This window comes from Pseudomonas sp. IT-P294, from assembly GCF_949767865.1.
In the GTDB taxonomy this organism is placed as follows: domain Bacteria; phylum Pseudomonadota; class Gammaproteobacteria; order Pseudomonadales; family Pseudomonadaceae; genus Aquipseudomonas.
This window is the reverse complement of record NZ_CATKQW010000058.1, coordinates 258,287-282,123: the sequence shown is the minus strand read 5'-3', so window position 1 is coordinate 282,123 and position 23,837 is coordinate 258,287. Positions and strand designations below refer to the sequence as shown.

Sequence of the window (23,837 nt, the reverse complement as noted above, 5' to 3'; positions counted from 1 at the left end):
CCTGAATCGGTTCTAAGCCGATCCCTCAGGAGAAAACTAGATGAGCATAGTTCGGACAGCATTACCCTTGGTTCTGCTAACCAGTGTGTTAACTGGTTGCGCAGGTTTGCAGAAAACCGACTGGCCGACCTGTGCGGCGGTCGGGGGTGTCGTGGGTGCTGGTCTCGGCGCGACCGAGAGCTCGGCATGGGCAGGGTATGGTGCACTGCTGGTCGGTGGCACGGCAGCAGCCTATTGCTGGGTTCACGGTGATGGCGACGAAGACGGCGATGGTGTGCCGGATAGCCGCGACAAGTGCCCGGGCACTCCTCGTGGCGTGAAGGTCGATGCCAACGGCTGCCCTCCACCGGCGCCTGCACCTGTGGTCGAAGAGGCGGTGGTGGTCAAGGAAGAAGTCATTGTCATCCGCGATGTTCACTTCCAGTTCGACAAAGCCACGCTCACGCCTTCCGATAAACAAGTCCTCGACAAAATCGCCACCCGCCTGAAACAAGAGGCGCCTACCGCCAGATTGACCGTGACCGGCCATACCGACAGCGTGGGCAGCGATGCCTACAACCAAAAACTGTCGGATAAGCGTGCTCACTCGGTGGTTGAATACCTCATCCAGCAAGGCGTGCCACGTAGCAGCTTCGTATCGGTAACCGGTGCCGGTGAAAGCCAGCCGGTGGCCGATAACAAAACGGCTGACGGCCGCGCCATGAACCGTCGCACGGAAATCAAAATCGACCGCTAGGCCCCTTCCGCTCCGCGGCTTGTGCAGTCGCGGATGCGGGTCTTTACTCCTGTGTAACCGGTATGGACCGGTGACACAGGAGCTTTCAATATGAGCGTTCTCACACGGACCGTCTTGCCGGTTCTACTACTTGGTAGCCTGTTGACCGGTTGCGCAACTCACAGCGATGGCACCGCCCCCCTTAATCAACGTACCTGGCCGATCTGCAGCGTCATTGGCGGACTGGTCGGCGGAGGATTGGGCGCGCTTGAAAGTGGCGGCTGGGCAGGCGGTGGTGCGGCGCTCGGGATCTTCACCGGTGGCTTGATCTGTTACGCCCAGGATGGCGACGAGGACGGTGATGGTGTCTTCGATCGGCGTGATCGTTGCCCCGATACGCCAGCCAATACGCCCGTCGACCATCACGGTTGTCCGCTGCCGCAGTATCCGGCCAGCGTGAAACCTGCCGAACCTGCTCAATCGGAAGTCATCACCCTCAGCGATGCGGGCGACGTCCTGTTTGCGTTCAATCAGTCCGAATTGACCCCCGCCGCGCGCAGCGAACTGGATGCGCTGATGAGCAAGCTGCAAGGTGCCGATGTCGTGAGCATCAAGGTAATCGGTCATACCGACAGCGTGGGTTCGGATACCTATAACCAGGCACTCTCGGAACGCCGGGCCAGCAGCGTGGCGGCCTATCTGTTGAGCCAGGGCCTGGACCCGAACAAACTCACCAGTGAAGGCAAGGGCAAAAGCCAGCCGGTGGCCGATAATGGTACTGATGAAGGGCGTGCGAAAAACCGTCGCGTGGAGTTGCACATTAATCGCTAAGCCCCGAAATAGAGCCGTCGGGTGACAACGACAGTTGATCCGACGGCCATTCGGCGGCCTTCATGAAGAATTTTCCGTTGCCCTCTGGCGTATTCCTCGCGGAAGCCGTTACTGTGCGTGCAAATAATAATTCTCAACGGGGGAGCGTATGAAGGTGTTTTGGGGCCTGGGGAAGTTATTGACCCTGCTGTTCTGGCTGGTGGTGCTGGTCAATCTGCTGACGCCGTTTGTCAATCCGCTGCACCTGTTGGTCAATCTGGCCGGCGGTCTGTTGGCGGGCCTGCATCTACTTGAGGCGGTGTTCTGTTACCGCAGCCTCAGGGGGCGCGCTCATCCTTGGGGCGATCGCCTGCAGATCCTGTTTTTCGGCGTATTCCACCTGCAAACCCTCCCGGCTCCGACCGCATCGAAGGCTTCCCATGCGTAAACTCTGTCTGCTCGCCGCTCTCATCAGTCCATTGGCCTGCGCTCAGGTGGTCAGTGTCCAGACCAACTCGCTGATGCGCTTGCCCAACACCGCCAGCACCTTGCAGTTGGAGCGTCTGGAAGTCGCCGATTACGGCACCTTGCTGATCCCTTCGAACGTGACCGAATTGACGGTCGGCGATTTGCATCTGGGGCGTGAAGCGCGGATCGCTATCGTGCCCAGTGAGCAGGCGCTGGAATTGAAAGTCAGTCGTGCCGAGCTGTCTGAGGGCAGCCAGATCACTGCGCGTGGCGCGCCGGGGACGTACCTCAAGGCTGCCCGCGCTGGCCGTAACCTGAATTTGCAGATCAAGGCGCTGAATGCGTCGCTCCTGTCGGTGGATGCTCGCGGTGGTGCGGGCGCGCCAGGGTTTGTTGGCCTCGATGGCGCCAACGGCGAGGCACCGGGATGCACCTGGGGCCAGGCAGGTCGCGGTGCCGATGGCAGCGATGGCAGTGATGGCCAGCCTGGAGCGCCGGGAGCGTTGGTCAGATTGGAGGTGCCGCGTGACTACCCGGCGCCACAGATCAAGGTTGAGGTGGCTGGCGGCGCCGGTGGCCTCGCCGGTCCCGGCGGCAAGCCGGGCGCTGGCGGCAAGGCCAAGGGCTGCTTCGTTTACAAGGCCGATGGCGGCAAGAGCGGGCGTCCAGGCGTCGATGGTCAACCGGGGCCTGCTGGCGCGGCGGGTTCTGTGACGGTTCAGCGGTTGTAAGCGCTGGCCGATAGTTCCCACGCTCTGCGTGGGAATTCAGCCAGTGACGCTCCGCGTCACTGGACGCGGAGCGTCCCTTGAGGCATTCCCACGCGGAGCATCGGAACGATCATCAAAACATGGGGCGCGCGGCCGCGATCGCCACCAACGCCAGCCCGACGATCAGATTGATCCCCACCAGTTTGCGAATCTGCCCCAGCGTCGCTGCTCCGGCCGGCCAGTCCTGCGCCACGACCGCCGTACGCAATTGCGGCAACAGCAACGCCTGAATCCGGATGAACAGCGCCGTCATCACCACGTACAACCCCATCATCACCTGCACATACCTTGGCGCTGTCTCAAACCCGGCGAACTGCAGATGAATCATGCCCACTCCGCTGATGGGCAAAAGCACCACCGCGACCCAGACCCATCGAAAAAAACCTTGAAACACTTCTACCCACAGCTTCAACCGGGCAGGGCCTTCCAACGCCTTCATTGCCGCGGGCCGCAAGACCATCCAGGCGAAAAACATGCCGCCCACCCAGACCAGGGCAGACAGGACATGCAGGGTGTAAACGATGCCAAAAGGTGTCATTGGGGTACTCCGTTCTGCGCGGGATTAATTAGCGAGGTATGATAGCCGCCGAACCGAACCACTGAAAATTTATCCAGCGTTTTTTGCGCCCGACAATCCATGATCAGCACCGAACTCAAAACTACGATCCAGGGCGCCTATTCGCGTTTTCTTGAAGCCAAGAGCCTCAAGCCGCGCTACGGGCAACGCCTGATGATCGCCGAAATTGCCAAGGTCCTCGGTGACATCGACACCGACGATGAAGGCCGGCGCAGTGGCGACCCCGCGATTGTCGCGGTGGAAGCCGGCACCGGTACCGGCAAAACCGTGGCCTACAGCCTGGCGGCGATCCCCACCGCCAAGGCTGCCGGCAAACGCCTGGTGATCGCCACGGCAACCGTGGCCCTGCAAGAGCAGATCGTCTACAAGGATCTGCCCGACCTGATGCGTAACAGCGGGCTGAACTTCACCTTCGCACTGGCCAAGGGGCGCGGGCGCTACATGTGCCTGTCCAAGCTCGATATGTTGCTCCAGGAAGGCCACGCACAAACCGCCACGGCGCAGTTGTTCGAAGAAGAAGGCTTCAAGATCGAAGTCGACGAGGCCAGTCAAAAGCTGTTCACCAGCATGATCGAGAAACTCGCCGGCAATAAATGGGACGGTGACCGAGACAGCTGGTCGACAGCCCTCGAGGACGCCGACTGGGCGCGCCTGACGACCGATCACAGCCAGTGCACCAACCGTCATTGCCCGAACTTCGGCCAGTGCGCCTTCTACAAGGCCCGCGAAGGCATGGGCAAGGTCGACGTCATCGTCACCAACCACGACATGGTCCTGGCCGACCTGGCGCTCGGCGGCGGCGCGGTATTGCCCGATCCGCGCGACACCATCTACGTCTTCGACGAAGGCCATCACCTGCCGGACAAGGCCATCGGCCACTTCGCCCACTACACGCGCCTGCGTTCCACTGCCGACTGGCTGGAAACCACAGCCAAGAACCTCACCAAACTGCTTGCCCAGCACCCGCTGCCCGGCGATCTGGGCAAGTTGATCGAGCAGGTGCCGGAACTGGCCCGTGAGATCAAGACCCAGCAGCAATTCATGTTCACTGCCTGCGAACAGGTCGCTGATTTCAAACCCGGCGAAGACGTCGAGGGCCGCGAGCGGCCGCGTCACCGATTCGTCGGCGGAGTGATTCCCGAGCACATGCGCGAGATGGGCGTCGAGTTGAAGAAGGGCTTTGCCCGTCTGACCGACCTGTTCACCCGGCTCACCGAGCTGCTCAAGGAAGGCATGGACGGCGAGGTCAACATCGGCATCGCCAGCAACCAGGCCGAAGAGTGGTATCCGCTGTTCGGCAGCCTGTTGTCGCGCTCTTCGGGCAACTGGGAGTTGTGGGTCGCGTTCACCGCCGAAGACCCGGAAGACAACCCACCCATGGCGCGCTGGCTGACCCTGGCCGAAAGCGGTTCGTTGTTCGACATCGAGGTTAACGCCAGCCCGATCCTTGCGGCGGAAATGCTCCGGCGCAACCTGTGGAACGTGGCCTACGGCGCCTTGGTGACGTCCGCGACCCTGACCGCGCTGGGCACTTTCGACCGCTACCGCATGCGCGCCGGGCTGCCGAAAAAAGCCGTGACCGCCGTGGTCCCAAGCCCGTTCCATCACGCCGATGCGGGCGTGTTGCGGGTACCGGACCTCAAGGCCGACCCGCGTGACGCGCCGGCCCACACGGCGGCGATCATTCGTGATTTGCCGCAACTGGTCGAAGGTTCGCGCGGCACCCTCGTACTGTTCTCCTCGCGCAAACAGATGCAGGACGTGTTCGACGGGCTGGACCGCGACTGGCGCAAGCAAGTGTTCATTCAAGGCAACTTGTCCAAACAGGAAACCCTGAACAAGCACAAGGCGCGCGTCGATGGCGGGGATTCCAGCGTGCTGTTCGGCCTGGCGAGTTTTGCCGAAGGGGTCGACTTGCCCGGTGCTTATTGCGAGCACGTGGTGATCGCCAAGATTCCGTTTTCGGTGCCGGACGATCCGGTTGAAGCGGCCCTGGCTGAATGGATCGAAGCCCGTGGCGGCAATCCGTTCATGGAGATCTCCGTGCCGGATGCCTCGCTGAAACTGGTCCAGGCCTGCGGCCGCCTGCTGCGTACCGAAGAAGACCGCGGCACCATCACCTTGCTCGACAGGCGCCTGGTCACCCAGCGTTACGGCAAAGCGATCCTCAATGCGTTGCCGCCATTCCGTCGTGAAATTTCCTGATACAGGGCTGGGCAATTTTGCCCAACCTGTTGTCTATCTCTCTACCATCGCTTTTCCACTGGCCATCGTTGGCCGTTAGGGAGAACTTCGTTCTTATGATCCGCCGTTCGTTGCCCGCTGTTTTTGCCCTGATGTTCGCAACCCCTTTGCTGGCGGCTCCTGCCGGCCAACAGACGTTGTTCAACTTTGTGCGCCCTGCCGATGTAGTTCAGGTGACGACTCAGGATGCCAGCCTGCCGCAGTCCAATGCTGAGCAAACAGCCGACGGTGAAGTGTTGCGTCGGGTGACCTTCAACCCGGTCGCACAACCGAATGTGCGTCTGGCACCGCAAACGGGCGTCTGGGACTGGTCGCAGTCGGGCGTCATGACCTTGCGGGTCCAGAGCGCAATGAGCTGGGCCTTGACCCTGTACGTAAAGATCCAGAGCAACGATGGCAAGACGCTGATCAGTCGTGTCGACTTGCCGGCTGGGCCTGCGCAAACCCTGTTGGTGCCGCTGCAGCCGTTTTCGCCATTGAACCTGGGCATGAAAGCCGGCCCGCCGATGCCGATGACTTTTGACGGTCAGCGCGTGTTGTTGGCCAGCAGCAGCGGTGATCTGGATCGCAGTCAAGTGGTCTCGGTGACCCTGTCGATGGATCAGCCCAACGTGGCCCAAAGCATCCTGCTTGAGCGCTTCGGCGTGCAGGACGGTGACGCCGTGACCAAGGCGGCTTATGGCGGTCTGGTGGACGCTTACGGTCAATCGACCCGGGCCAAATGGCCGGAGAAGGTCGGCAGTGACGAGCAACTTAAAGGCGCTACTGCCAAAGAACAGCAACAAACCAAAACCTGGCTCGCCGAGCGCGAGAAATCGTCGCTGGACAAGTTCGGCGGCTTGAACAAAGGCCCTGCGTTCAAGGCCAGCGGTTTTTTCCGCACGGAAAAGCGTGACGGTCGCTGGTACCTGGTGACCCCTGAAGGTCATCCGTTCTATTCGCTGGGGGTCAATACGGTCAGCCCGGACATCAACCAGACCTACGTCGAGGGTCGCGAGTGGATGTTCGAATCCCTGCCAAAACCCGGCGAGCCACTGGCCAGCCACTTTGGTGAAGGCGACAACCGTGGCGGCAATGGGGTTGATCAGGGCCGAAGCTACAACGCCGGTCGCTGGTATGACTTCTACGCCGCCAACTTGCAGCGCCTGTATGGCGAACCTTGCAAGCCAGGCAGTGACACCAAGGCGGGTGTCGCTGAAGCCGCCAAGGCTGAAGCGGTTGAGGCGACGGCCGAAAAAGCCGTTGAGCCACCGGTCGTTCCCTCGACCACCGAATCCGGTGTCGCCGAAGCCGCCAAGAGCAGCGCGGTTGAAGCGAGCGCCGCGAACACGGCCGAGCAAAAACCTGCCGAACCCTGCAAAGCCGTGGTTGATGAGCAACGCTGGGCCAACCATACGCTGGACCGTCTGCAAGCCTGGGGCTTCAACACCATCGGTAACTGGAGCGACCCGGTGCTGGCCAACGCTGATCGCGTGCCATACACCTTGCCGCTGTCGATCGTCGGCGATTACGCCAGCATCAGCACCGGCACCGACTGGTGGGGTGGCATGCCCGATCCGTTCGATCCGCGCTTCGCCATGGCGACCGAACGTGCCGTGGCCATCGCAGCCCGGGATCATCGCGACGATCCATGGCTGATCGGTTATTTCGCCGACAACGAACTGGCCTGGGCCGGTCCCGGCGACGACCCCAAGTCTCGTTACGCGTTGGCTTACGGCACCTTGAAAATGACCACTGACGTGCCAGCCAAACGCGCGTTCCTCAAGCAACTGCGCGACAAGTATCGCAACCAAGCGGGCCTGTCCAAAGCCTGGGGCATCGACTTGCCTGCCTGGGAATTAATGGAAGACCCGGGCTTCGTGGCGCCGCTGCCAAGTGCCGATCACCCGGAAATCGAGGCCGACTTCAAATATTTCCAGAAGGTCTTCGCTGACACTTACTTCAAGACCATCTCCGATTCGCTCAAGTGGCATGCACCGAACCAGTTGCTGCTGGGCGGTCGTTTCGCCATCAGCACCCCTGAAGCCGTCGAGTCCTGCGCGCAGTATTGCGATGTGTTGAGTTTCAACATGTACACCCTGCAACCGCAGGACGGTTACGACTTCGCCCGGTTGCGCAGCCTCGACAAACCGGTATTGATCACCGAATTCAACTTCGGCTCGGCGGATCGCGGCCCTTTCTGGGGCGGCGTGACGCAACTGGCGAAGGAAGAAGACCGTGGCCCGGCGTACGCCAACTTCCTCAAACAGGCGATGAGCGAGCCGTCGATTGTCGGGGTGCACTGGTTCCAGTACCTCGATCAACCGGTGACCGGTCGTCTGTTGGATGGCGAGAACGGTCACTTTGGCCTGGTAGGCATCACCGATCTGCCGTTCCAGGGCTTCGTCGACAGCGTGCGCAAGAGCAACCTGGCGATGGTCGATCAGTTGGGCAAAGAAGCCGAGAAGGCCAAGGCCGAGGCGGATAAAGTCAGTCACGATTCCGAGGGCGGCAGAAAAGGTGACGCCGGCAAAGGGGCGGGGCAGGGCGCTGGCCATGCGGGCGGGCATTCGGCCAACGGTCACTGAGTCCTGCTGGATCGCTTTACCGTTCTTTGCGGCCTGACAGGCACATCAATGGTTGCCCACTCCATGGGCAACCGACCGCCCAGCCTTACCCTGTTCCCAAAACCCTCGGGGGCTGGAACAATGCGGACCACTTTGTATAGCGTTAATCCAGGAGCGTTGCGGGTGCAGATTCAGGGTCATTACGAACTCCAGTTCGAAGCGGTGCGTGAAGCTTTTGCGGCGCTGTTCGACGATCCTCAGGAACGTGGTGCGGCGCTGTGCATCAAGGTCGGTGGCGAAACCGTCCTTGATCTCTGGTCCGGGACCGCCGACAAGGATGGCCTGGAGGCCTGGCACAGCGACACCATTGCCAACCTGTTCTCCTGCACCAAGACCTTCACCGCCGTCACCGCGCTGCAACTGGTGGCCGAAGGCAAGCTGCAACTGGACGCCCCGGTTGCGCGTTACTGGCCTGAATTCGCCGCCGCCGGCAAAGCCTCCGTGACCCTGCGACAATTGCTCTGCCATCAGGCCGGTCTGCCGGCGTTGCGCGAGTTGCTGGCGCCCGAAGCGCTTTACGACTGGCAAACCATGGTCGATGCCCTGGCTGCCGAAGAACCGTGGTGGACGCCGGGCGAAGGCCACGGCTATGCGGCCATCACTTACGGCTGGCTGGTGGGCGAGCTGTTGCGCCGTGTCGATGGTCGTGGGCCGGGAGAGTCAATCGTGGCGCGGGTCGCGAAGCCGTTGGGGCTGGATTTTCATGTCGGCCTGGCCGATGAAGAATTCCATCGCGTGGCGCATATCGCACGTGGCAAGGGTAACGTCGGCGATGCCGCGGCCCAGCGCCTGCTGCAAGTGACCATGCGCGAACCGACGGCCATGACAACACGGGCCTTCACCAATCCGCCGTCGATCATGACCAGCACCAACAAACCCGAGTGGCGGCGCATGCAACAACCCGCCGCCAATGGCCACGGCAACGCCCGCAGCCTGGCCGGGTTCTACGCCGGTCTACTGGACGGCAGCCTGCTGGAAAGCGAGATGCTCGATGAGCTGACTCGCGAACACAGCCTCGGCGAAGACAAGACTTTGTTGACCCGGACCCGTTTTGGCCTGGGTTGCATGCTCGATCAACCGGATGTCCCGAATGCAACCTATGGCCTCGGGCCACGGGCATTCGGCCATCCGGGCGCTGGCGGCTCCATCGGTTTCGCTGACCCGGAACATGATGTTGCCTTCGGCTTTGTGACCAATACCTTAGGGCCGTACGTCTTGATGGATCCGCGAGCGCAGAAACTTGTGCGAGTACTGGCCACTTGTCTGTAAATCCCGCTCAAAGGTTCCAGTGTCGGAACCTGAAAGCCTTTTCAGTTTCAAATCATCTGGTTATGCGGGCCGATTCGGTCAGATTTTTTCATTACTTTATTTTGCGGATATCCAATGTCATCCAATAAAACCCTTGCCTTGGCCCTTTGCTTCGCTATCACTGGTTGTGCACAGACCCCAAAAAATGATTCGGATGGCAGCAGCTGGTGGCCGTTCGGTTCGTCCGACAAAGTCGCCGCAAAAGACCCTGCCGCCCCGGCTCCAGCGCCGGCTCCCTTGAAGCCTGCCGCTACTGCACCGGTCGCCAAAACGGAAAGCGCCAGCCCTTGGTACTGGCCGTTCGGCTCTGATGACACTGCAGTCAAAACTCCAGCCAAGCCAGAAGTGAAACCTGAAGCCAAGCCTGTCGACGTCGCCAAGGCTCAAGCCGATGCGGGTGGCAAATGGTGGTGGCCGTTCGGTGGCAAAGAACAACCGACTGCCAAAGTCGTACCGATGCCAGACCCTAAAGTCACCCAGGCCTGGCTCGACGATTATGAGCCGCGCCTGCGCGAGGCCATCAAGGACAGCAACCTGCAACTGGAACGCCGTGAAAACGTGCTGGTCGTCACCGCGCCGGTAGAAGGCTCGTTCAACCCGGCTCGCCCAGCCATGCTGCTGCCGGTGACCCTCGGTCCGTTCACTCGCGTCGCGAAAATCCTTGAAGTCGATCCGAAAACTGCCGTGTTGGTGCTCGGTCACAGTGACACCTCGGGCTCTGCACCGGACAACGTGAAACTGAGCCAGGAGCGCGCACAAGCCGTTGCCGCGATCTTCCGTCTCAGCGGTCTGCAACGTGATCGTTTGATGTTGCGCGGTATGGGCGGCGAAGCCCCGCGTGCAGCCAACGACAGCAATGAGGGGCGTGCCCTGAACCGTCGCGTGGAGTTGCTGGTATCGCCGCAAAACACTATGGTCGCGCTGCTGAGCAAGTACAACATGCCGGCACCCGCACCTCTGACAGTGGTCGCGTCCACGGCCATCAAGCCAGTGGTTGCACCGGTCACCCCGGCGCCAGCGGCGAAGAAGGCTGCTGTGCCTGCGGCGAAAAAAGCGCCGGCCAAGAAAGCCTCCGCCAAGAAAGCACCGGCTAAAACCGCAACATCGACGAAAAAAGCGGCTCCCGCCAAAGCCGCAGCAGCTGACAAGAAAGTCGTTGCCGCCGATGCTGACAAGAAGTGATTCGTTAACTAAAAGGAATGCGCCATGACACAGGGCCTGGCTGATATGCGTCGCGACTACACCCGTGATGGCCTGACCGAGGCGCAAGCCCCGGCCGAGCCGTTCGGGTTGTTCCATCAGTGGTTTGGCGATGCGGTGAAAACCGAGCAACCGCCGGTGGAGGCCAACGCCATGACGCTGGCCACGGTCGATCAGGACGGTCGACCGCATTGTCGCATTCTGCTGCTCAAGGGGCTGGATGAGGAGGGCTTCACCTTCTTCACCAACTACGACAGTGCCAAGGGCCAGCATCTGGCGGCGAATCCGTTCGCCGCCATGACTTTTTTCTGGCCAACCCTGGAGCGTCAGGTGCGCATCGAAGGGCGGGTCGTGAAGGTCACACCTGAAGAGTCCGACGCCTATTTCCAGGTCAGGCCTCTGGGCAGTCGCCTCGGTGCCTGGGCATCGCCTCAGAGCCGTGTGATCGCCGACCGTGCCGAGCTGGAAGCGTTGCTCAAGACCACCGAGCAACGTTTCAGTGACACCCAGCCACACTGCCCGGAACACTGGGGCGGTTATCGCTTGCTACCCGAGCGCATCGAGTTCTGGCAGGGTCGTCCGAGCCGCCTGCACGATCGCCTCAACTACCGCTTGCAAGGCTCCCACTGGACGCTTGAACGTCTGGCACCTTAAACAGTCTACCGATCGGGATAGCCTGCCGCAGCGGCTTCAAGCCACTGGGGCAGGTCCTTGCGCTTGATTTTCTGTGCGTGCGCGTTTGCCAGTTGCTGGAGCATGAAGGCCCGCTTCTTCTCGTCTTTACCCGCCAGGGCCAACGCCAGGTCGCGGTCCATCCAGCGTTTGATCCGCACGTATAGCCACCAGTGGAAGTACAAACCGGCCGCAGTGGTGACGACAATGATGAAATAATCCATGAGAATCCTAGGGTCAGTGGCGCAGTTTTTTGAATTTGCCGCTACTGTGTGGTGAGTTCCGAGGCGCCTGTACCGGGCCTGAATGAAAACAATTTTATCCGGGCGATGCCGTGACAGGCGTCAAGCTGCGGAGTTTAATGAATACCTGTCCTTTGGAGTTGATGCTATGCGTAAGTCTGTTCTGCTGGTTGCTTCCTTTTCCACGATGGCGATGTTGCTCACTGGCTGCCAATCGAGCCTGACCGGTGACTCCTACTCCCGTGATGAAGCGCGTCGTGTACAGACCGTTCGCATGGGCACCATCGAAGCGCTGCGTCCGGTCAAAATCGAAGGCACCAAGACCCCAATCGGCGGCGCTGCAGGCGCTGTTGTGGGTGGTGTTGGCGGTAGCGCCATCGGCGGCGGTCGCGGCAGCATCGTCGCAGCCGTCATCGGCGCCGTCGCCGGCGGCCTTGCAGGCTCGGCTGCCGAAGAAGGCCTGACCCGTACCCAAGGCGTCGAAATCACCGTTCGCGAAGACGATGGCAGCATGCGCGCCTACGTTCAGGAAGTTCAGCCAAACGAAGTGTTCCGTGTGGGCGAGCGTGTGCGGATTGCCACGGTTAATGGGACTAGCCGCGTTTCGCACTAAGCGGGAACGAAGGGTAAAAGAAAACCCCGATCAGGTGACTGGTCGGGGTTTGTTTTTTGAAGTGAGAATCAAACCGCGCTATTTTTAGACGTTGCAGGTGAGTTGAAATAGAAATGATGGGTTATAAATTTTCTTTCCGAGTATTTCTTCCAGGGAATTAAGTTGCTCGGTCGTGAGGTTGTATCCCTCCCAGCCTTGTTGATCCGCTGTCCATCCCATAATTGCTTTTAATTCTTTTTCGTAGCCGTTCGGTAACTCTTCTTCGAATGCGAGGAGTTCGGTTTTTTTATCAAATGCCTCTATAACGTAAATCATGGTTCTACTTTCCTGGTGTTATCCGCTGGTTTGGTCTGCTCGCCAGTAGTCGGATCATATTCACCGAGATGACGGCCACGTTTGTCGTACATCTCGACAGTCCCATGCTGTGAGTCCCATTCAAAAATTTTCCCATTTGGAGTTTTCCAGCGTTTTCTAAGGCCGCCGCCCCCTTTAATTGGGTTCTTACGAGTTGCTTTCGTAGCATCGGGAAAAGCGGTCAGTCCCTTTGGCGCCGGATAATATTTGTGGTTAGGAGCACTGACCACAATATAAACCGGCAAAATCCCCGAACCCACCGGAAACACAAGAATGAAATCCTTGTACTCAGGCGGATAAACCGGATTCACAATTATCCCGTCAGCCGCTTCCGTTGGCGGATAAACCCAAACATGCGGCGCTTGCGGTGCCGCCTCCAATGCTGGAATCCCGAGCATGTCCGAAGCATCCACAGCCGGTGTCCAGATCAGCTCAACCCCATCCCCCAGATCCGCCACCTGCTGACTGCCGCGCAATGTGAACTGCACAACATCAACCATTTCCCAATCGCGGTTCTTGCCGGTATAGAAGCCGTAACCCTTGAGACTGCCGTCAGCCTGTTGCTCGACCTGTAGACGAACGCGGGTTCTGGCCTGTTTCAGGGCGCGCAGTTGGTCTTCGGTGTAGAGCGCGCTGTCGCCCAGGCTGGGTGTCCAGAACAGCGCGACCACTGTCGCCAATGCGGCGGTTCCAGCAGCGCCGATTGCGGCGACTGGAGCAGAGAGCGCGGGGGCGTTCAGTGCAAGTCTGCCAATGCCAAGCGAGAGGGTGCTGCCGCTGATGGTTTCGAGGTTCAGCAGCCCGGCATCGTCTGCTTCGCGGGCGCCGAGCCAGGCGACTTCGCCGTAATCCTTGAGGCTGTCGGTGGGCACCACGCCTGAAGGATTCGAGTAGTCGATGATGGCGTCCGGCAGATTGCAGGACTTGGCGAAGACACAGCCCGCGCGAACGGGTTCGTGTGTTTTTGCGACGATTTCACGACTGCGCTCGAAGGCGTCTTGCCTGGCGAGCATGGCCTCGTAAGCGTTCTGTCGGGTCTCCCGCTCGGCCAGCTCAGTGGCCGTCATGAAGCGGTGACTGATGTGATGTCCGTCGCCGGACGGTGGGTTCTGAACCCTGGGGACTTCCTTGTTGCCAGCCACTGATCTTCCTTGCGTTCGTACGTCGACAGCCCTTTGAAAATGGGCTGTGCGACGTTAACGAACGAGGCTAATCGTGGCTGTAGGACGAATCCTGAATGTCGTTAAGAGTGTTCTCTAACGCTCAGGATTGCAGCGCAGTGCGTTTGCGGCTCGCCGCCGCCGTTACCGCATAACCGATCAAGGCGGCCAGAATCGAACCGGTCAAAATCCCCATCCGGTCCATCCCGGCGTACTCGCTGACGCCCGGCTCAAACGCCAGGGAGCCGACAAACAGGCTCATGGTGAAACCGATCCCGCAAAGGATCGCCACACCCAGCACTTGGCCCCAATTGGCGCCTTGGGGCAGGGCGGCGATGCCGATTTTCACCGCCAGCCAGGTCAGGCCGAACACACCCAGCGTCTTGCCCAATAGCAGGCCAACCGCGATGCCCATCGGCACATGGTGGGTGAAGCTCTCTGCGGTCACGCCGCTCAGGGACAGCCCGGCGTTGGCGAAGGCGAACAGCGGCAGGATGCCGTAGGCCACCCACGGATGCAGGGCGTGCTCGAGGGTCAGCAGCGGCGACGGCTCGGCGTTTTTCGTGCGCAATGGAATGCAGAACGCCAGGGTCACGCCGGCCAGCGTCGCGTGGACACCGCTCTTGAGTACGCAAACCCAGAGGATCAAACCGATGATCATGTACGGCCCGAGCTTCACCACGCCAAGTCGGTTCATCGCGATCAACGCCACGATGCACGCGGCGGCCAATGTCAGTGAAAGGGTTGAAAGCGCGCCGGAATAGAAGATCGCAATGACAATGATCGCGCCCAGGTCGTCGATGATCGCCAGAGTCATCAGGAACAGTTTCAGCGATACCGGCACGCGCTTGCCCAACAGGGCAAGGACGCCGAGGGCGAAGGCGATGTCGGTGGCCATCGGAATGGCCCAGCCGCTCAGGGCGGCAGGGTTGTCACGGTTCAGAAACCAATAGAGCAACGCCGGCACCACCATGCCACCAATCGCTGCCGCGCCGGGCAGGACGATTTGCGAAGGTTTCGACAGCTGACCGTCGAGAACTTCGCGCTTCACTTCGAGGCCGATCAGCAGGAAGAACAAGGCCATCAGGCCGTCGTTGATCCACAGCAGCGCCGGTTTGGCGATTTGCAGCGCGCCGATCTGAGCCACGACCGGCGTGTCCAGAAAACTGCTGTAAAGCCACGACAGCGGGGAATTGTTGATGATCAAAGCCAGAGCTGCGGCGGCGATCAGTAACAGACCGCTGGCAGCTTCCAACTGAAAGAAACGCGTGAAAGTGCTACGCAGAGGCAAGGTCGCTCTCCATCGATGAATTCAAAAGGTGGCACACCCTAACCCGTACCGTTAGTTGTTAAAACAAAAGTTATATTCTTTTTTGTTATATGTCGTTACAACGCGAAAGGTGGCACGGACCAGAGCCTAGCAGTTGTCAGACGTATTGGGTCTCAGCTGTATCTGTGCGTGCTGTGGGATTTTTCCTAAGCTTGTGAGCTGAGCCTTGCAACAAGGCCGACCTGACGAGAAAAACCATCATGAACGACAACCGCCAGTGGGCCCGCGAAGCCATCCGGATCATTGAAGCCGATTTCCAGCGCAGCGCCGACACGCACCTGATCCCTCTGCCGCTGCCGGGTTTGCCGGGCATCGAGTTGTATTTCAAGGATGAGTCGAGCCATCCCACCGGCAGCCTCAAACACCGCCTGGCCCGCTCGCTGTTTCTTTATGCGTTGTGTAACGGCTGGCTAAAACCTGGTGCCCCGGTGATCGAAGCGTCCAGTGGTTCGACGGCGATTTCCGAGGCGTACTTCGCCCGGTTGCTGGGGTTGCCGTTCATTGCCGTGATGCCGGCGACTACCTCCAGGGAGAAAATCGCGCAGATCGCTTTCTATGGCGGCAAGAGTCACCTGGTTGACGATCCGACGCAGATCTACGCCGAGTCCGAGCGCCTGGCGCGTGAGCATGACGGGCATTTCGTCGATCAGTTCACCTACGCCGAACGCGCCACAGACTGGCGCGCGAACAACAACATCGCCGAGTCGATCTTCCAGCAAATGCGCTTCGAGCAGCACCCCGAGCCGAGCTGGTTGATTTCCAGCCCCGGCACTGGCGGTACCACCGCCACGCTGGGGCGCTACGTGCGTTATCGCCAGCATTGCACCCGCGTGTTGTGCGCCGATGCCGAGCGTTCGGTGTTCTTCGATTACTACCAGAGCGGCGATGCCACGCTGCGGCTGGATCACGGTTCGCGGATCGAAGGCATTGGCCGGCCCCGGGTCGAAGCGTCGTTCCTGCCCAAAGTGATCGATGCGATGGTCAAGGTGCCGGACGCGTTGTCACTGGCGGCCATGCATTACCTGGCGCAGCGCTTGGGTCGTCGGGTCGGCGGGTCGAGCGGCACCAACCTGATCGGCGCCTTGATGGCGGCGCAGCAGATGGTGGCGGCGGGGGAGTCGGGCTCGATCGTGGCGATTCTGTGTGACGGCGGCGAGCGTTATGAGACCAGTTATTACGACCAGGACTGGCTCAAGGCTCAGGGGTATGAGTTGAGTGGGTTGATGGCTGCGGTGGCAGCAACGGTCGAGCGCGGCGAGCCGCTGCCAGACACCGTACTGCGCGCCAATATCTGACACGATGATCGTTCCCACGCTCTGCGTGGGAATGCCTCACCGGACGCTCTGCGTCCTCTTTTGGGACGCGGAGCGTCCCTGGCTGCATTCCCACGCGGAGCGTGGGAACGATCATCTCGGGATCAGGCTTCCAGGCCGAGAATGTCCCGGGCAACCGCTTCAGCAATCCGAATCCCGTCGACACCCGCCGACAGAATCCCGCCTGCATAACCCGCACCTTCACCCGCCGGGAACAAGCCCTTCACGTTCAGGCTCTGCATCGACTCATTGCGAGTGATGCGCAGCGGAGATGAGGTACGCGTCTCGATCCCGGTCAACACTGCGTCATGCAGCGAATAACCGCGAATCTGCTTTTCGAAGGCCGGCAACGCTTCTCGAATGGCTTCGATGGCGAACGCCGGCAAGGCCAGCGCCAGATCACCCAGGGCAACGCCGGGTTTGTAGGAAGGTTCGACACTGCCCAACTCGGTGGAAGGCTTGCCCGCAATAAAGTCGCCGACAAGTTGCGCCGGTGCTTGGTAATTGCTGCCGCCCAGCACATAGGCGTGGGATTCCAGGCGTTCCTGCAACTCGATACCGGCCAATGGGCCGCCCGGGTAATCGACTTCCGGGGTGATCCCGACGACGATCCCGGAGTTGGCGTTGCGCTCGTTGCGCGAGTACTGGCTCATGCCGTTGGTGACCACGCGGCCCGGCTCCGAGGTCGCCGCGACCACGGTGCCGCCCGGGCACATGCAGAAGCTGTAGACCGAACGACCATTTTTGGCGTGGTGCACCAGTTTGTAGTCGGCGGCGCCGAGTTTCGGGTGACCGGCGTACTTGCCCAGACGCGCGCGGTCGATCAGCGACTGCGGGTGTTCGATGCGGAAACCCACCGAGAACGGCTTGGCTTCCATGTACACGCCACGGCCATGCAGCATGCGGAAAGTGTCCCGGGCGCTGTGGCCGAGGGCCAGAATCACGTGCTTGGAGTGAATCTGCTCGCCGCCATCCAGCTCGACGCCGACCAGTTGGCCGTCCTCGATCAACACGTCGGTGACGCGTTGCTGGAAGCGCACTTCGCCACCCAGGGCGCGAATCTGCTCACGCATGTTTTCCACAACGCCGGTCAGGCGGAATGTACCGATGTGCGGCTTGCTGACGTAAAGGATTTCTTCCGGCGCACCGGCCTTGACGAACTCGTGCAGGACCTTGCGACCGATGAATTTCGGGTCCTTGATCTGGCTGTAGAGCTTGCCGTCGGAGAACGTCCCCGCGCCGCCCTCACCAAATTGCACGTTGGATTCCGGGTTGAGCACGCTTTTGCGCCACAGGCCCCAGGTGTCCTTGGTGCGCTGGCGCACTTCGGTGCCGCGTTCGAGGATGATCGGCTTGAAGCCCATTTGCGCCAGTATCAGGCCGGCGAAAATCCCGCAGGGCCCGAAGCCGACGACGATCGGGCGCTGTTGCAGATCGGCTGGTGCCTGGCCGACGACTTTGTAGCTGACATCCGGCGCTACGTTGACGTTACGGTCATCGGCGAACGTGTGCAGCAGCGCGGCCTCATCCTTGGCGGTGAGGTCGATGGTGTAGATGAAGCACAGTTCGGAGGATTTTTTGCGCGCATCGTAGCTGCGCTTGAACAAGGTGAAATCGAGCAGGTCATCATTGGCGATGCCCAGGCGCTGCACGATGGCAGGGCGCAGGTCTTCATCGGGATGGTCGATTGGCAGCTTGAGTTCGGTGATTCGTAACATGACAGGATCCGGTTCGCGGGGCGCACAACTGCGCCAAGGCGTTTGAAGCCCGCGATTATAAGCCTCAAAGGATGATTCCAGTGAGGCTAAAACGATCAGTCGTTACGCGATCCGCCGAAATACCCGCAGCCGCGCTGCACCTGGCCATTGATGCGCAGTTCGGCGCTCATGTGGTTGACGGCGCCGGTCGTGCCGTCGACGCAACGTTGTGGCGCGACCCACAGTTCGATGTGCTGGTTATTGGCTTCGGTGCTGAGGTTGAAACGGCCATCGCCCAGTTGTTCTTCAACATAAGGCACTGCCAAGGGCGGTTGCCCTGCACGGTCGATGACCATGCCCTTGCCGCTGACCTTGACGTTCCACTCAGGCGTGTGGCCGGCGGCGCGCAGGATCAGCAGTTTGAAATTGGGGTCGTCGCACGCGGTGCCCGAGCGCTCGACGCGGTACAGCTGTTCGAGATCGAGGCGACTGCCGTCAATCCGGCCACGCACGTCGGCAAACAGCTTGCCCTGATCATCGGCCAGGCTTGCGGCCTCTTGCAGGATGCTGGTGCCGCCAGTGTCGTTGACCACCAGACTGCGTTGTTCATTGCACGGCTGGAACAGCAGCTTGCCATCCGCCGCCGTCAACTGCCCCTGCAGGCGGGTCTGGCCCACGTGGGAGGCACTTTCACGCGAGCCATCAAACAATTGGCAGGCGGCAAACAACGGCAGCAGGGCGACAAGGACTAAGGAACGGGCAACACGCATCTTCGGTTCTCCAGGCAAGTGCCGCCACGTTACGCAGGGGCGCCGGTGACCACAAGGCTTGTGTGCCAGGGATTGAGTTGCCGAGTGCGTCCCAGCATAGTGGCGCACTTGTCCAGGAACGGCCCCATTTCGGCATGAACGAACACCTGTCTGTTTTCCCCAAAAGGCTGTACGCACTGGATGCACTGCGCGGTATCTCGGCGTTGGCGGTGGTGTTCTGGCATTGGCAGCACTTCTTTTTTCAAGGGGCGTTACCGGGGCAGTTGCAAACGGAGCAGCAGCCTTTCTACAGCGTGTTTGGCTTGTTTTATCGACACGGTGGCGATGCGGTCGCGTTGTTTTTCAGCTTGTCCGGATTCATCTTTTTCTGGTTGTTCGGTCATGCCCTGGCGCGCGGGGATCTGACCGGAAAACAATTCTTTGTCGAGCGCTTCAGCCGCATCTATCCGCTGCATCTGGCGACCTTTGCCGCTGTTGCGCTATTACAGACGATGTACACACGGTATACGGGGAACGCTTTTGTTTATCCGTTCAACGATCTCTATCACGGCGTGTTGAATGTTTTTCTCGCCCCCGCGTGGGGATTGGAGCAAGGCTGGTCTTTCAACGCGCCGGCCTGGTCAATTTCGGTTGAAGTGCTGCTCTACGCGGTGTTTTTCCTGCTGTGGCGCTATTCGCCCCTGCCAATCCCAATCAGCATTTTCATGATCGCTGTGGCCGCTTACGTCTTTCCTGCGCAGTACAAAGTCACTCTGGGCGTGTTCAGTTTTTTCTGCGGTGGCATTGGCTATGTGGTTGTGGCGTGGCTGCTGCAACGGATGCCTTCGCGCTGGGTGGGAATGGGGTTGACGATCGGGTGTGTGGGGGGGTGGTGGTTGTTTGGCGCGAATCAGCCGTTGATCAAGTTTGCGCTGTTGTTCCCGCTGACGATCATGGCCATTGCCGCCAATCACCAGTTACTCGAACCAGTCGCCCGGCGCATGGCGTGGCTGGGCGATATCAGCTACGCCTCCTATTTGTTGCATTTCCCGCTGCAAATCTTCGCCGCACTGCTGGCGGACAAATTTGTTCCCGGGCGAATCGTCTTTTATCAACAGTGGACGTTGTTGCTGTTCTTTGCGGTACTGATCGGTGCCAGTCTGATCTGCCATCGCTGGTTCGAAAGGCCAATGCAGCAGTGGCTACGGCAATTCGGGCGCGAGCGCCTGGCGAGCGGTGTAAGCGCTCGCCAGTAACGCCTGTCAGAAGGGGCGGTCAGCCGACGTGAAAAGTCTGACCTGTCTGCAAGCCTTCCACACTTTTAGCGTAGGCCAATGCCACATCCACCGCCGGAACCGGCTTGTAGCCCCGGAAGTACGGCGCATAACTGCCCATCGCTTCGACCAGTACGGTCGGGCTGATCGAGTTCACCCGCAGGCCCCGAGGCAGTTCAATGGCCGCTGCTCGCACGAAGCTGTCCAGCGCGCCATTGACCAGTGCGGCCGAGGCGCCGCTGCGAATCGGGTCATGGCTTAGCACGCCGGTGGTGAGCGTGAACGAGGCGCCGTCGTTGGCGAATTCGCGGCCGATCAGCAGCAAATTGACCTGGCCCATCAGCTTGTCTTTCAGGCCCAGCGCGAAGCTTTCTTCGGTCATTTCATCCAGTGGCGCGAAGGTGACATTGCCGGCGGCGCAGACCAGAGCATCGAACTTTCCGGTCTTTTCGAACAGCTTGCGGATCGATGCGCTGTCGCTGATATCAACCTGCAAGTCGCCGCTTTTACGGCCGATGCGGATGACTTCGTGACGCTGGGACAACTCTTTGTCGACGGCCGAACCGATGGTGCCGCCTGCGCCTATCAAAAGAATTTTCATTGTGCTGTTCCTCGAAGTGTTTGAACGAGGTTGAAGTCTAGATTGGTTTTTTCCATTGATAAGCGCACTAATAGGCAACCTTTGGTTTTCAAATGGAAACAATCCATGAGCGAGATGGATGATCTGGCGGCGTTTGCGGTGTTGATTGAAGCGGGGAGTTTTACCCTGGCGGCGCAACAATTGGGTTGCAGCAAAGGGCAGCTATCCAAGCGCATCAGCTTGCTGGAAACGCGCTTTTCCGTGGTCTTGTTGCAACGCACCACGCGGCGCTTGAGCCTGACCGCGGCGGGGGCGGCGCTGTTGCCGCAGGCTCAGGCGTTGGTGGTTCAGGTCGAAAAGGCACGTCAGGCATTGGCGCGGTTGAAGGACGACATGGCAGGGCCGGTGCGCATGACGGTTCCGGTTTCACTGGGAGAAACCTTCTTCGATGGGCTGCTGCTGGAGTTTTCCAGCCAATACCCCGAGGTGCAGATCGAACTGGATCTGAGCAACAGCTACCGTGATTTGTCCCGCGACGGTTTTGACCTGGCGATTCGCTCCGATGCGAACAATGACGACCGGCTGGTGGCGCGTCCGTTATTGGCCTGGCACGAGATGACCTGTGCCAGCCCGGCCTACCTCGAACAATTTGGCGAACCGCTGACGCCTCAGGCGTTGGCCGATCATCGCTGCCTGCTCAACAGCCATTACAGCGGTCGCGAAGAATGGCTGTACCACCAGCAGCACGAGTTGATGCGAGTGCGGGTCTCGGGCCCGTTCGCCAGCAATCACTACAGCCTGTTGAAAAAAGCCGCGCTGGCGGGCGCCGGCATTGCACGGTTGCCGTCTTACCTGTTGCAAGCGGAACTGGCGGACGGTCGATTGCGCTGGCTCTTGCGCGATTACCAGACTCGAAGCATGCCGATGTACCTGGTGCACGCCTATCAGGGCGGTCTGCCGAAACGTACGCAAGTGTTGGCGGATTACTTGATCGTCTGGTTCAAGCGCAGCGGCGAGGCACTGGATCGGCTTCAGCGATAACGCCTGGAGATCAGGTGATCGATCGACAGTTTGCCCGGCCCGGTCGCCATCAGATACAGCAACACTGCTGCCCAAGTGCCATGAGTCGGGTAAGCATCGGGGTACACGAACAGTTGAATGGTCAGGGTCATGCCCAGCAACGCCAGGGCCGAAAACCGGGTGGCGAAGCCGATCAGAATCAGGATCGGGAAGAAATGCTCGGCAAAGGCTGCCAGGTGCGCCGCCAGTTCCGGGGACAGCAACGGCACGTGGTATTCGCTCTGGAATAGCGGGATGGTCGAGTCCGCCAGATGGGGGACACCCAGTTGAAAGGAGCCGTCGAGCAGGTCGATTGCCAAGCCTTCGACCTTGGTTTGCCCGGATTTCCAGAACACCGCGGCGATAGAGAAACGCGCGATAAAGGCGATCAGGCTGCGAGGGATCTTCTCCAGCCATACGATGGCGCGGTCGATGGGGTTCAGTGATTCAGTCCGAATGTTCATGGCGATACCTTGTTTTTGTGTAAGTGGGTGATGGCGTTGCGGCTGATCAGCAGCGCCAGGGTCTGGCCAAGGTCGAAGGCCGGGGCGGCTTCCAGAGCCTGCATCAGTGACTGGCCGTTTTGCAGATGCTGTATGAACACGCTCGCACCGTGGTCGATGGCGAAGACTTCGACATCCAGGCCGTTGCGCAACACCAAGGCGTGTTGTCCGAGGTTCAGATCAATCCCTGCCAGCGTTGCTTGCTGTTGATGCGCAGCCCAGATCGCGATCACGGCGAAGGCTGAATTCAACAGGTGCAGCGAGGGATGAAGTGTGACGGTGAGTTCGCTCAGACTTTGCGGGTCGGCGAGTGCGGTGGCGATCCGTTCAGGGCCCAGGGGTTGCGCATCGGCGGCGTGATAAGCCATGACGCGCAGGCGCTCCAATCGGGCGACGTCGGCCAGATACGGCACGCTGGCGGCAGGCGCAAAGCCTTCGATGAACGTCGCCAGATCGTGGCCATAGCTGTTCATCAGCGGGCTCGTGGGCGGGCTGTTTTGCACATGAATTCCGGCCATCGCCCTGAAGAACTCGTCGCCCACCAACTGCTGGACCACGGGGTAACTGTCGGCCAGCGCGTTGATCAACGAGCTCTGCACATTGTTGCGATACACCGAGAAACGGCTGGCCGGATCGGCGCCATTGGCGCTGATCAATCCATCAGGGCAGGGTCGTTGCGGATCGAGCAGGGCGGCGGCGAAATCGGCTTGGTTGCTCATGTCCGGACCTCGGCACATTGCAACAGCCGGTCGGCCTGACGCGCTTCGGCGTGCAGCACGTTGAAGGCGGGCAGTTGATTGTCACGCTCGATCAACGTCGCCACCGGGCCCACTCGCTCCAGTACCTGCCGATATAACGCCCACACGGCGTTGTCGATGGGCGCACCGTGATCATCGATCAGCAGGCGGTCGCCGAGGCTGTCGGTGTCTTCGGCAAAACCGGCCAGATGAAGCTCGCCCACGGCGTGAAGGGGCAGGGCGTCGATATAGGCCAACGGATCGCGTTGATGATTGATGCTCGAGACGTAGACGTTGTTTACGTCCAGCAGCAACCCGCAGCCCGTGCGGTTTATGACTTCGCGGATGAAGTCGGCTTCATCGATCGTCGAGCGTTCGAACGCCAGATATGTCGAAGGATTCTCCAGCAACATCGGGCGTTTGAGCGTGGTCTGCACCTGATCGATGTGCTCGCAGACGCGGTTCAGCGTCGGCGTGTCATAAGCCAATGGCAACAGGTCATTGAGAAACACCGGACCGTGGCTGGACCAGGCCAGGTGTTCGGAAAAGGCGTGGGGTTGATAACGCTCGATCAGACTGGCCAGGCGTTGCAGGTGCTGGGTGTCCAGCGGACCTTCGGCACCGATGGACAAGCCAACGCCATGCAACGACAGCGGATACTGCTCGCGGATCAATCCCAGGTAATGATGAAAAGGACCGCCGGCCACCATGTAGTTTTCGGCGTGTACCTCGAAGAAGCCGATGTCCGGTTGTGAGCCGAGCACTTCACGAAAGTGCTCGGTCTTGAGCCCCAGCCCGGCGCGAGGCGGGAGCCCGAACGGTGAATTGTTCATGGTCGACACTCAGGCTGGGAACG

24 protein-coding genes are annotated in these 23,837 nt (G+C 60.3%); 13 read left to right on the top strand and 11 right to left on the bottom strand.

Annotated elements, in window-relative coordinates; genetic code table 11:
* Positions 1–40 precede the first annotated feature (40 nt).
* From ACM6I0_RS30180 to ACM6I0_RS30165, 4 genes are all read left to right on the top strand, one after another.
* Positions 41–736 (top strand): OmpA family protein, encoded by a 696-nt coding sequence (locus ACM6I0_RS30180; RefSeq protein ID WP_285430238.1) that lies wholly within the window; start codon positions 41–43, stop codon positions 734–736.
* A gap of 90 nt (positions 737–826) precedes the next feature.
* A complete protein-coding gene (locus ACM6I0_RS30175) occupies positions 827–1,546 on the top strand; it encodes an OmpA family protein (RefSeq protein ID WP_414923975.1) in 720 nt (239 codons plus the stop codon).
* A gap of 148 nt (positions 1,547–1,694) precedes the next feature.
* Complete coding sequence (locus tag ACM6I0_RS30170; protein ID WP_090180862.1) at positions 1,695–1,973, top strand: DUF1145 domain-containing protein; 279 nt, start codon at positions 1,695–1,697, stop codon at positions 1,971–1,973.
* A complete protein-coding gene (locus tag ACM6I0_RS30165) occupies positions 1,966–2,724 on the top strand; it encodes a collagen-like protein (protein WP_285430236.1) in 759 nt (252 codons plus the stop codon). Before ACM6I0_RS30170 ends, ACM6I0_RS30165 begins: the two co-directional genes overlap by 8 nt.
* Positions 2,725–2,836: 112 nt before the next feature.
* Here the strand turns inward: ACM6I0_RS30165 and ACM6I0_RS30160 are convergent, their stop codons facing one another.
* A complete protein-coding gene (locus ACM6I0_RS30160; RefSeq protein WP_285430234.1) occupies positions 2,837–3,301 on the bottom strand; it encodes a CopD family protein in 465 nt (154 codons plus the stop codon).
* A gap of 99 nt (positions 3,302–3,400) precedes the next feature.
* On the opposite strand from ACM6I0_RS30160, the gene dinG reads away from it, so the two are divergent.
* From dinG to pdxH, 5 genes are all read left to right on the top strand, one after another.
* Positions 3,401–5,545, top strand: a complete 2,145-nt coding sequence (gene dinG, locus ACM6I0_RS30155; protein ID WP_222590044.1) for an ATP-dependent DNA helicase DinG — start codon at positions 3,401–3,403, stop codon at positions 5,543–5,545.
* A gap of 95 nt (positions 5,546–5,640) precedes the next feature.
* On the top strand, positions 5,641–8,151 hold the full coding sequence (locus tag ACM6I0_RS30150) for a beta-agarase (protein WP_414923974.1): 2,511 nt from the start codon (positions 5,641–5,643) through the stop codon (positions 8,149–8,151).
* Positions 8,152–8,313: 162 nt separating this feature from the next.
* Positions 8,314–9,459 carry a serine hydrolase domain-containing protein gene (locus ACM6I0_RS30145; protein ID WP_414923973.1) on the top strand — a complete coding sequence of 382 codons (1,146 nt, stop codon included), beginning with the start codon at positions 8,314–8,316 and terminating at the stop codon, positions 9,457–9,459.
* 114 nt (positions 9,460–9,573) lie between these two features.
* Positions 9,574–10,680: an OmpA family protein gene (locus ACM6I0_RS30140; protein ID WP_285430230.1), complete on the top strand. Its 1,107-nt coding sequence runs from the start codon at positions 9,574–9,576 to the stop codon at positions 10,678–10,680.
* A gap of 24 nt (positions 10,681–10,704) precedes the next feature.
* Positions 10,705–11,352: a pyridoxamine 5'-phosphate oxidase gene (gene pdxH / locus ACM6I0_RS30135; RefSeq protein ID WP_414923972.1), complete on the top strand. Its 648-nt coding sequence runs from the start codon at positions 10,705–10,707 to the stop codon at positions 11,350–11,352.
* A 5-nt stretch (positions 11,353–11,357) separates the two neighbouring features.
* On the opposite strand, the gene ACM6I0_RS30130 is transcribed toward pdxH, so the two are convergent.
* Complete coding sequence (locus ACM6I0_RS30130) at positions 11,358–11,594, bottom strand: hypothetical protein (protein ID WP_285430227.1); 237 nt, start codon at positions 11,592–11,594, stop codon at positions 11,358–11,360.
* 166 nt (positions 11,595–11,760) lie between these two features.
* On the opposite strand from ACM6I0_RS30130, the gene ACM6I0_RS30125 reads away from it, so the two are divergent.
* Positions 11,761–12,225, top strand: a complete 465-nt coding sequence (locus tag ACM6I0_RS30125; protein ID WP_285430225.1) for a glycine zipper 2TM domain-containing protein — start codon at positions 11,761–11,763, stop codon at positions 12,223–12,225.
* 84 nt (positions 12,226–12,309) lie between these two features.
* Here ACM6I0_RS30125 and ACM6I0_RS30120 read toward each other — a convergent pair whose 3' ends face one another.
* From ACM6I0_RS30120 to nhaA, 3 genes are all read right to left on the bottom strand, one after another.
* Positions 12,310–12,540, bottom strand: coding sequence for a hypothetical protein (locus ACM6I0_RS30120; protein ID WP_285430223.1), 231 nt, complete (start codon positions 12,538–12,540; stop codon positions 12,310–12,312).
* On the bottom strand, positions 12,537–13,721 hold the full coding sequence (locus ACM6I0_RS30115) for a colicin E3/pyocin S6 family cytotoxin (RefSeq protein ID WP_414923971.1): 1,185 nt from the start codon (positions 13,719–13,721) through the stop codon (positions 12,537–12,539). Before ACM6I0_RS30115 ends, ACM6I0_RS30120 begins: the two co-directional genes overlap by 4 nt.
* A gap of 121 nt (positions 13,722–13,842) precedes the next feature.
* On the bottom strand, positions 13,843–15,030 hold the full coding sequence (gene nhaA / locus ACM6I0_RS30110; protein WP_285430221.1) for a Na+/H+ antiporter NhaA: 1,188 nt from the start codon (positions 15,028–15,030) through the stop codon (positions 13,843–13,845).
* A gap of 236 nt (positions 15,031–15,266) precedes the next feature.
* Between nhaA and ACM6I0_RS30105 the strand changes: the two genes are divergently transcribed.
* Positions 15,267–16,364, top strand: coding sequence for a PLP-dependent cysteine synthase family protein (locus ACM6I0_RS30105; protein ID WP_285430389.1), 1,098 nt, complete (start codon positions 15,267–15,269; stop codon positions 16,362–16,364).
* 122 nt (positions 16,365–16,486) lie between these two features.
* Here ACM6I0_RS30105 and ACM6I0_RS30100 read toward each other — a convergent pair whose 3' ends face one another.
* Together ACM6I0_RS30100 and ACM6I0_RS30095 are read right to left on the bottom strand one after the other, a co-directional pair.
* A complete protein-coding gene (locus ACM6I0_RS30100) occupies positions 16,487–18,100 on the bottom strand; it encodes an NAD(P)/FAD-dependent oxidoreductase (RefSeq protein WP_285430220.1) in 1,614 nt (537 codons plus the stop codon).
* A 95-nt stretch (positions 18,101–18,195) separates the two neighbouring features.
* Complete coding sequence (locus tag ACM6I0_RS30095) at positions 18,196–18,849, bottom strand: COG3650 family protein (protein ID WP_414923970.1); 654 nt, start codon at positions 18,847–18,849, stop codon at positions 18,196–18,198.
* Positions 18,850–18,983: 134 nt separating this feature from the next.
* On the opposite strand from ACM6I0_RS30095, the gene ACM6I0_RS30090 reads away from it, so the two are divergent.
* Entirely contained in the window at positions 18,984–20,084 is a 1,101-nt protein-coding gene (locus tag ACM6I0_RS30090; protein WP_414923969.1) for an acyltransferase family protein, read from the top strand.
* A gap of 19 nt (positions 20,085–20,103) precedes the next feature.
* On the opposite strand, the gene ACM6I0_RS30085 is transcribed toward ACM6I0_RS30090, so the two are convergent.
* Complete coding sequence (locus ACM6I0_RS30085) at positions 20,104–20,703, bottom strand: short chain dehydrogenase (protein WP_414923968.1); 600 nt, start codon at positions 20,701–20,703, stop codon at positions 20,104–20,106.
* 105 nt (positions 20,704–20,808) lie between these two features.
* Here ACM6I0_RS30085 and ACM6I0_RS30080 point away from each other — a divergent pair, with 105 nt between their 5' ends.
* On the top strand, positions 20,809–21,723 hold the full coding sequence (locus ACM6I0_RS30080) for a LysR family transcriptional regulator (protein WP_285430214.1): 915 nt from the start codon (positions 20,809–20,811) through the stop codon (positions 21,721–21,723).
* On the opposite strand, the gene ACM6I0_RS30075 is transcribed toward ACM6I0_RS30080, so the two are convergent.
* From ACM6I0_RS30075 to ACM6I0_RS30065, 3 genes are read right to left on the bottom strand one after another with little or no spacing between them, the layout of a single operon-like run.
* Entirely contained in the window at positions 21,714–22,205 is a 492-nt protein-coding gene (locus tag ACM6I0_RS30075) for a DoxX family protein (RefSeq protein WP_414923967.1), read from the bottom strand. The two genes, ACM6I0_RS30080 and ACM6I0_RS30075, sit on opposite strands and share 10 nt — an antisense overlap.
* The gene (locus ACM6I0_RS30070) at positions 22,202–22,963 is read right to left on the bottom strand and encodes a DUF2063 domain-containing protein (protein ID WP_414923966.1); all 762 of its coding nucleotides are present in this window, start codon (positions 22,961–22,963) and stop codon (positions 22,202–22,204) included. Before ACM6I0_RS30070 ends, ACM6I0_RS30075 begins: the two co-directional genes overlap by 4 nt.
* On the bottom strand, positions 22,960–23,814 hold the full coding sequence (locus ACM6I0_RS30065) for a DUF692 domain-containing protein (RefSeq protein WP_414923965.1): 855 nt from the start codon (positions 23,812–23,814) through the stop codon (positions 22,960–22,962). The genes ACM6I0_RS30070 and ACM6I0_RS30065 overlap by 4 nt, the downstream gene beginning before the upstream one ends.
* Positions 23,815–23,837 lie beyond the last annotated feature (23 nt).

What these genes read in the sequence shown, in the direction of transcription:
- ACM6I0_RS30065 (WP_414923965.1), bottom strand. Translation starts at nt 23,814, where the DNA reads ATGAACAATTCACCGTTCGGGCTCCCGCCTCGCGCCGGGCTGGGGCTC.
- ACM6I0_RS30140 (WP_285430230.1), top strand. Translation starts at nt 9,574, where the DNA reads ATGTCATCCAATAAAACCCTTGCCTTGGCCCTTTGCTTCGCTATCACT.
- ACM6I0_RS30090 (WP_414923969.1), top strand. Translation starts at nt 18,984, where the DNA reads ATGAACGAACACCTGTCTGTTTTCCCCAAAAGGCTGTACGCACTGGAT.
- ACM6I0_RS30080 (WP_285430214.1), top strand. Translation starts at nt 20,809, where the DNA reads ATGAGCGAGATGGATGATCTGGCGGCGTTTGCGGTGTTGATTGAAGCG.
- ACM6I0_RS30165 (WP_285430236.1), top strand. Translation starts at nt 1,966, where the DNA reads ATGCGTAAACTCTGTCTGCTCGCCGCTCTCATCAGTCCATTGGCCTGC.
- ACM6I0_RS30070 (WP_414923966.1), bottom strand. Translation starts at nt 22,963, where the DNA reads ATGAGCAACCAAGCCGATTTCGCCGCCGCCCTGCTCGATCCGCAACGA.
- ACM6I0_RS30160 (WP_285430234.1), bottom strand. Translation starts at nt 3,301, where the DNA reads ATGACACCTTTTGGCATCGTTTACACCCTGCATGTCCTGTCTGCCCTG.
- ACM6I0_RS30130 (WP_285430227.1), bottom strand. Translation starts at nt 11,594, where the DNA reads ATGGATTATTTCATCATTGTCGTCACCACTGCGGCCGGTTTGTACTTC.
- ACM6I0_RS30125 (WP_285430225.1), top strand. Translation starts at nt 11,761, where the DNA reads ATGCGTAAGTCTGTTCTGCTGGTTGCTTCCTTTTCCACGATGGCGATG.
- ACM6I0_RS30120 (WP_285430223.1), bottom strand. Translation starts at nt 12,540, where the DNA reads ATGATTTACGTTATAGAGGCATTTGATAAAAAAACCGAACTCCTCGCA.
- dinG (WP_222590044.1), top strand. Translation starts at nt 3,401, where the DNA reads ATGATCAGCACCGAACTCAAAACTACGATCCAGGGCGCCTATTCGCGT.
- pdxH (WP_414923972.1), top strand. Translation starts at nt 10,705, where the DNA reads ATGACACAGGGCCTGGCTGATATGCGTCGCGACTACACCCGTGATGGC.
- ACM6I0_RS30075 (WP_414923967.1), bottom strand. Translation starts at nt 22,205, where the DNA reads ATGAACATTCGGACTGAATCACTGAACCCCATCGACCGCGCCATCGTA.
- ACM6I0_RS30085 (WP_414923968.1), bottom strand. Translation starts at nt 20,703, where the DNA reads ATGAAAATTCTTTTGATAGGCGCAGGCGGCACCATCGGTTCGGCCGTC.
- ACM6I0_RS30150 (WP_414923974.1), top strand. Translation starts at nt 5,641, where the DNA reads ATGATCCGCCGTTCGTTGCCCGCTGTTTTTGCCCTGATGTTCGCAACC.
- ACM6I0_RS30095 (WP_414923970.1), bottom strand. Translation starts at nt 18,849, where the DNA reads ATGCGTGTTGCCCGTTCCTTAGTCCTTGTCGCCCTGCTGCCGTTGTTT.
- ACM6I0_RS30100 (WP_285430220.1), bottom strand. Translation starts at nt 18,100, where the DNA reads ATGTTACGAATCACCGAACTCAAGCTGCCAATCGACCATCCCGATGAA.
- ACM6I0_RS30175 (WP_414923975.1), top strand. Translation starts at nt 827, where the DNA reads ATGAGCGTTCTCACACGGACCGTCTTGCCGGTTCTACTACTTGGTAGC.
- ACM6I0_RS30170 (WP_090180862.1), top strand. Translation starts at nt 1,695, where the DNA reads ATGAAGGTGTTTTGGGGCCTGGGGAAGTTATTGACCCTGCTGTTCTGG.
- ACM6I0_RS30180 (WP_285430238.1), top strand. Translation starts at nt 41, where the DNA reads ATGAGCATAGTTCGGACAGCATTACCCTTGGTTCTGCTAACCAGTGTG.